This is a genomic window from Mycobacterium sp. TH-M11, assembly GCF_057473725.1.
Genome location: NZ_JBYCLD010000309.1, coordinates 1 through 6670 on the forward strand (window position 1 = coordinate 1; position 6670 = coordinate 6670).

7 protein-coding genes are annotated in these 6670 nt (G+C 69.4%); 6 read left to right on the forward strand and 1 reads right to left on the reverse strand.

Annotation, left to right across the window (positions count from 1 at the left end; genetic code table 11):
• Positions 1-43: 43 nt before the first annotated feature.
• From AC2VOG_RS12660 to AC2VOG_RS12680, 5 genes are all read left to right on the forward strand, one after another.
• Positions 44-832, forward strand: coding sequence for an alpha/beta fold hydrolase (locus AC2VOG_RS12660; protein ID WP_486940251.1), 789 nt, complete (start codon positions 44-46; stop codon positions 830-832).
• Positions 833-917: 85 nt separating this feature from the next.
• A complete protein-coding gene (gene menD / locus AC2VOG_RS12665) occupies positions 918-2555 on the forward strand; it encodes a 2-succinyl-5-enolpyruvyl-6-hydroxy-3-cyclohexene-1-carboxylic-acid synthase (protein WP_486940246.1) in 1638 nt (545 codons plus the stop codon).
• 17 nt (positions 2556-2572) lie between these two features.
• A complete protein-coding gene (locus tag AC2VOG_RS12670) occupies positions 2573-3073 on the forward strand; it encodes a DUF3592 domain-containing protein (protein WP_486940252.1) in 501 nt (166 codons plus the stop codon).
• Positions 3074-3166: 93 nt separating this feature from the next.
• On the forward strand, positions 3167-4321 hold the full coding sequence (locus AC2VOG_RS12675; protein WP_486940247.1) for a glycosyltransferase family 4 protein: 1155 nt from the start codon (positions 3167-3169) through the stop codon (positions 4319-4321).
• A 27-nt stretch (positions 4322-4348) separates the two neighbouring features.
• Positions 4349-5053, forward strand: coding sequence for a demethylmenaquinone methyltransferase (locus AC2VOG_RS12680; protein ID WP_486940248.1), 705 nt, complete (start codon positions 4349-4351; stop codon positions 5051-5053).
• Here AC2VOG_RS12680 and menJ read toward each other — a convergent pair.
• A complete protein-coding gene (menJ, locus tag AC2VOG_RS12685) occupies positions 5046-6272 on the reverse strand; it encodes a menaquinone reductase (RefSeq protein WP_486940249.1) in 1227 nt (408 codons plus the stop codon). The genes AC2VOG_RS12680 and menJ overlap by 8 nt on opposite strands.
• A 15-nt stretch (positions 6273-6287) precedes the next feature.
• Between menJ and AC2VOG_RS12690 the strand changes: the two genes are divergently transcribed.
• Positions 6288-6670 (forward strand): polyprenyl synthetase family protein (locus AC2VOG_RS12690; RefSeq protein WP_486940250.1); only part of this gene is annotated, 383 nt, incomplete at its 3' end.

Genomic DNA, 6670 nt, shown 5'->3' on the forward strand with positions numbered 1-6670 from the left:
GCCAAATACTGCCGATACCGCGACGTCGCGTAGGTTCGTCGTCGTGATCAACCTGGCTTATGACGACAAGGGGACAGGGGAGCCCGTCCTTTTCATCGCCGGCCGCGGCGGACTGGGACGTACCTGGCACCTGCACCAGGTGCCGGCATTTTTGAACGCCGGCTACCGAGTCATCACGTTCGACAACCGCGGGGTCGGTGCGACCGCGAGCGCCGACCAGTTCACCACCGAGAGCATGGTCGCCGACACCGCGGCGCTGATCGAGCAGCTCGGCATCGGGCCGGTGCGCATCGTGGCGGTGTCAATGGGCTCCTTCATCGCCCAGGAGTTGATGCTGGCCCGGCCCGAGCTGGTGAGTCAGGCGGCGCTGATGGCCACCCGCGGCCGGCTGGACAAGGCGCGCGACTTCTTCCGCGCTGCCGAGGACGAGCTGGCCGCGTCCGGCGTGCAGATCCCGACCTCCTACGACGCGAAGATTCGGCTGCTGGAGAGCTTCTCGCCCAAGACGCTCAGCAACGACGAGGCCGTGGCCGAGTGGATCAGCATGTTCACCATCTGGCCGATCAAAATCACGCCCGGCATCGTGCGGCAGGGCTGGATCTCGCCGCAGGGCAACCACCTGCCCTCCTACGGCGGTATCCACACGCCGACGCTGGTGCTCGGCTTCGCCGACGACGTCGTAACCCCTCCGCACCTGGGCAAAGAGGTCGCCGACGCTATCCCCGGCGCCAAATACCAGCTGATTGCCGACACCGGACATCTCGGCTTCCTGGAACGGCCCGAGGTGGTCAACGCCGCGATGCTCAAGTTCTTTGCCAGCATGGGGTTTTAACGCGCCGAGTGTGCGGTTCAGGCGCGCAGATTCCTCGTTTTCGCCGCCCCAAGCTGCACGCTCGGCGAACCTCTAGGCTGGAGCGGTGAATCCCTCGACGGCACAGGCTCGCATTGTCGTCGACGAACTGGTCCGCGGCGGCGTCCGCGACGTGGTGTTGTGCCCGGGCTCGCGCAACGCCCCGCTGGCGTTTGCGCTGCAGGACGCCGACCGCGCCGGCCGACTGCGGCTGCACGTCCGTATCGACGAGCGGACCGCCGGATTCCTGGCCGTCGGTCTGGCGATCGCCGCGGGCGCGCCGGTCTGCATCGCGATGACCTCGGGCACCGCGGTGGCCAACCTCGGCCCGGCCGTGGTCGAGGCCAACTACGCGCGGGTGCCGCTGATCGTGCTGTCGGCCAACCGGCCCTACGAAATGCTCGGCACCGGTGCCAACCAGACCATGGAGCAGCTGGGCTACTTCGGCACCCAGGTTCGCGCCACGATCAGCCTCGGGCTGGCCGAAGACGCGCCGGACAAAATGGACGCGCTCAACGCGACCTGGCGATCGGCCACCTGCCGCGTCGTGGTGGCCGCGACCGGAGCGCGCAGCGCCAACGCCGGGCCGGTGCACTTCGACATTCCGCTGCGCGAGCCGCTGGTGCCCGACCTCGAGCCGGGACCCATTCCGCCGGGCCGGCCGGGCGGCAAGCCCTGGACCCTCACCCCGGCGGTCAGCTTCGACCAGCCGCTGGATATCGATCTCAGCCTCGACACCGTCGTCATCGCCGGCCACGGCGCCGGCGAGCGGCCCGAGCTGGCGGCGTTGCCCACAGTCGCCGAGCCCACTTCATTTTCGGGCTGCCGCCCGCCAAACCCGCTGCATCCCCTGGCGCTGCCGCACCTGTGCCCGCAGCAGGTGATCATGCTGGGCCGGCCCACCCTGCACCGGCCGGTGTCGGCGCTGCTGGCCGACGCGAAAGTGCCGGTGTACGCGCTCACCACCGGGCCGCGCTGGCCCGACGTCTCGGGCAACTCGCAGGCCACCGGCACCCGCGCCGTCACCACCGGCACGCCGACTCCCGGGTGGCTGGCCCGCTGCGCCGAACTCAACGGCCGCGCCGTCGCCGCGGTGCGCGAGCAACTCGCGGCGCAGCCGCTGACCACCGGTCTGCACGTGGCCGCCGCGGTGACCGACGCGCTGCGCCCCGGCGACCAGTTGGTGCTGGGTGCGTCCAACCCGGTGCGCGACGTCGCATTGGTCGGCCTCAACCAGCAGGGGATCACCGTCCGATCCAACCGCGGGGTGGCCGGCATCGACGGCACGGTGTCGACCGCGATCGGGGCGGCGCTCGCGCATGACCCGACCGGCGGGCGGACCGTCGCGCTGATCGGCGACCTGACCTTCGTCCACGACAGCTCCGGCCTGCTGATCGGACCGACCGAGCCGGTGCCCGCCGACCTCACCATCGTGGTGTCCAACGACAACGGCGGCGGCATCTTCGAACTGCTCGAGCAGGGCGATCCGCGGTTCTCCGACATCTCCGCCCGCGTGTTCGGCACCCCGCACGACGTCGACGTCGGCGCGCTCTGCCGGGCCTACCACGTCGACAGCCGCCAGATCGAGCTCGGCGACCTGGCCGGCGCGCTCGACGAGCCGGCGGCCGGCATGCGGGTGCTGGAGGTCAAGGCGGACCGGTCGTCGTTGCGGCAGCTGCACGCCGCCATCAGGGCCGCTCTGTGACGCGTCTGACCGGCGCCCTGGCGGTCGCGAAAACCTGGTCGCGCCTGTTGATCCAGGGTCGCAGTGGCGATTTCCCCGCAACCCGCGGGCATCACGCGGTGCGCCTGGCGCGCATCACCGTGCTGATCATCGCCGGCCTGGTGACACTGCAGTCGGTGCTACTGGTGGCCGGGGCCGTGCGCGACGACTTCGCGATCACCCACAACATGGGCGTCGCGGAGGCCGAAGTGCTCGACGCGGGCTCCCGTCGCTCGACCATCGAGTTCGTCACCCCGGAGCGGATCACCTATCGGCCCGAGCTCGGCGTGCTGTACCCGTCCGAATTGGCGACGAGCATGCGGATTTATGTGGAGTACGACAAGAGAAACCCCAATTTGGTTCGGGTGCAACACCGTAACGCCAAGCTCGCGATCATTCCGGCAGGGTCGATTGCCGTGGTGGGCTGGTTGGTCGCCGCGGCGGCGTTGGCCGGTCTGGCGTGGGTGGACAACCGCCTCGTGGCCAAGACGCCCAGCTAGGACCGCATTCTCAGAGTCCTCTTTGGGTCAGAGTTCGTGTAGCGTACGCCCGTCGGTAACCCTATCGACAGGCGGCGCTGCCACCGTGGTGGTGTGCGAGTAGCGATTGTCGCGGAATCCTTTCTCCCGCACGTCAACGGCGTGAGCAATTCCGTCGTCCGTACACTCGAGCATCTGCGCCGCACCGGCCATGAAGCACTTGTCATCGCGCCCGATACTCCGCACGGCGAACAGCCCGCGGATCGTGTCCACGACGGTATCCGGGTGCATCGGGTGCCGTCCGCGATGTTCCCCAAGGTGACCACCCTGCCGCTGGGATTGCCGCTGCCGCGAATCCTGCGGGTGATGCGCGGGTTCGAGCCCGACGTCGTGCATCTGGCCTCGCCGGCCCTGCTCGGCTGGGGCGGTGTGCGGGCGGCCCGCCGACTCGGCGTGCCGACCGTCGCGGTGTATCAGACCGACGTGCCCGGCTTCGCGGCCAGTTACGGGATCGGCGCAGGCGAGCGGGCCGCGTGGGCATGGTTCCGGCACCTGCACAAGCTCGCCGACCGCACCTTGGCGCCGTCCACGGCGACGATGGAATCACTTGTTGCACATGGTATCCCGCGGGTGCACAAGTGGGCCCGCGGCGTCGACATGATCGGTTTCGCGCCATCGGCCCGTGACGAGGCGCTGCGCGGGCGCTGGTCGCCGGATGGCAAGCCGATCGTCGGCTTCGTGGGGCGACTGGCACCGGAGAAGCACGTCGAGCGGCTCATCGCGCTGGCCGCAGCCGGCGACGTCCAGGTCGTCATCGTCGGTGACGGAGTCGACCGTGCCAAGCTGCAATCGGCCATGCCCGCGGCGGTTTTCACCGGCGCGCTCTACGGCGACGAACTGGCCGCGGCATATGCCAGCATGGACGTCTTCGTCCACGCCGGCGAGCACGAGACCTTCTGCCAGGTGGTCCAGGAGGCGCTGGCGTCCGGGTTGCCGGTGATCGCTCCCGACGCCGGCGGGCCACGCGACCTGGTGACGCCGTATCGCACCGGATTGCTGCTGCCCGTCGAGGAATTCGAGGCACAACTGCCACAGGCCGTCGCGCACCTGGTCGAGGAGCGGCAGCGTTACGCGGTGGCTGCCCGCCGCAGCATCCTGGACCGCGGTTGGCCCGCCATCTGCGACGAGCTTTTGGGACACTATGAAGCTGTGCTGTCGCCGATTGCCCGCGCGCGCATGACGCGTCGGCAGCATGCGCAGGGACAGTGACCTGCCCGTAGCGGTAGGTTTGAGGGTGTGAACCGCGCGACGCTGGACAAAGACCCTCGTGAAGTCGCGTCGATGTTCGACGGCGTGGCCCGCCGCTATGACATCACCAACACCGTGCTGTCGTTGGGCCAGGACAGATATTGGCGGCGTGCCACCCGCAGGGCGCTCGACAGCGGGCCGGGAGAGAAGGTGCTCGACCTGGCCGCCGGCACCGCGGTGTCGACGGTCGAGCTGGCCGCCTCCGGGGCTTGGTGCGTGGCTGCCGACTTCTCGGTCGGGATGCTCGGCGCCGGCCACGCCCGCCTGGTTCCCAAGGTCGCCGGCGACGCAACCCGATTGCCGTTCGGTGACAACGTGTTTGACGCGGTGACCATCAGCTTCGGTTTGCGCAACGTGGCCCAGCGCGGTGACGCGTTGCGTGAAATGGCTCGGGTGACGCGGCCCGGCGGACGGCTGGTGGTGTGCGAGTTCTCCACTCCCACCAGCCGGTTGTTCGCCACGGCCTACAAGGAGTATCTGATGAAGGCGCTGCCGCGGGTGGCCCGCGCGGTGTCGAGCAATCCGGAAGCCTATGTCTACCTTGCGGAATCGATTCGGGCCTGGCCCGACCAGTCGGATCTGGCGCACCAGATCTCGGCCGCCGGGTGGTCGGCGGTGCGCTGGCGCAACCTCACCGGCGGCATTGTCGCCTTGCACGCGGCGCATAAGGCACACGAAAAACCGGTCAGCTGAACGGCTTTCGGTGATCCAGTAGCCGGGACATCCGTCCGCCGCCGCGCCATGTCCGCGCCACCCAGTCGGCGTCGTCGTCGGTGACCAGGTTGCCCATCACCCGCACCGCGATGCCCATCAGCGTCGAGGAGCGCATCGCGACCGGCCCGGTGGCGGGCAGAAACCGCGGGAACGTCAGCAGCAATCCCAGTCGACGGGCCACCGAAAATCCACGCCCATAGTGGGATTGGAGCACATGCGGCCACGCCTTGGAGAGATCGCCGGAGCCCAGCATCTCCGCCGCCAGCCGCCCGGTCTCCAGCCCGTAGTCGATCCCCTCGCCGTTGAGTGGGTTGACGCAGGCCGCGGCGTCACCGATCAGCATCCAGTTGCCGCCCGCCACACCGGAGACCGCGCCACCCATCGGCAGCAGCGCCGACGACATCGCGCGGGGTCGACCCTCGAAGCCCCACTCCTGGCGGCGCAGGTCGGTGTAGTGCGACATCAGCGGCCGCAAGGCCAACTCGGCCGGCCGTTTGATCGTCGACAGGGCACCGACGCCGATGTTGACCTCGCCGTTGCCCAGCGGGAAGATCCAGCCGTAGCCGGGCAGCACCGCGCCGTCGGGCGAGCGCAGCTCCAAATGTGAGGTGAGCCAGGGGTCGTCGCTGCGCGGCGTGGTCAGGTAGCCGCGGGCCGCGATGCCGTACACCGTCTCCTGATGCCAGCGCCGGCCGAGCACCCGGCCCAGGGTCGAGCGGGCTCCGTCGGCGACGATCAGTTCCCGGCAGCCGACCTGGCTGCCGTCGGACAGCGTTACCGACGTGACGCGCCCAGCTGGATCATGCTGGGCATCAACGGCTTTGACTCCGAGCCGCATGCGGGCACCGGATTCCTCGGCGACTTTGCGGATCCGCTCGTCCAATTCGACACGCGCCACGGCGCTGCCGGTCGACGGAAACGACGGTCCGGGCCAGGCCACTTCGACCTCGCCGCCGAAGCCGCTCATCCGCAAGCCGCGATGCCGGATCCGGGCGTCGAGCCACTCGCCGAGCCCGAGGCGTTCGAGTTCGGCGACCGCCCGCGGCGTCAGCCCGTCACCGCAGGCCTTGTCGCGCGGGAAGGCGGCCGCGTCGATGACCAACACCTCGCGACCAGCCCGTGCGGCCCACGCGGCGGCCGCCGACCCGGCCGGTCCGGCGCCCACGACCACCACGTCGGCAGGGGAGTCCATGCTCACCAGTATGTTGGTTGGGTGAGGACTCCGGAAACGGTAGTGGCGGGCATCGATCTCAGTGCCATCGGGGACGCCGAATTCGCCACCGGCGTGCGCGACGGTGTGGCCCGCATCGAGCAACTGATGGAGACCGAGCTACGCGGGTCCGACGACCTTATGACCGACGCCGTGCTGCATCTGTTCGAGGCCGGCGGCAAACGCTTCCGTCCCCTGTTCGCGGTGCTGTCGGCGCAACTGGGGCCGCATCCTGACAGTGACGAGGTTGCCATTGCCGGCGCCGTCATCGAGCTGGTGCACCTGGCCACGCTGTATCACGACGACGTGATGGACGAGGCGCAGGTGCGCCGCGGCGCTCCCAGCGCCAACCTGCGGTGGAGCAACAACGTCGCGATCCTGGCCGG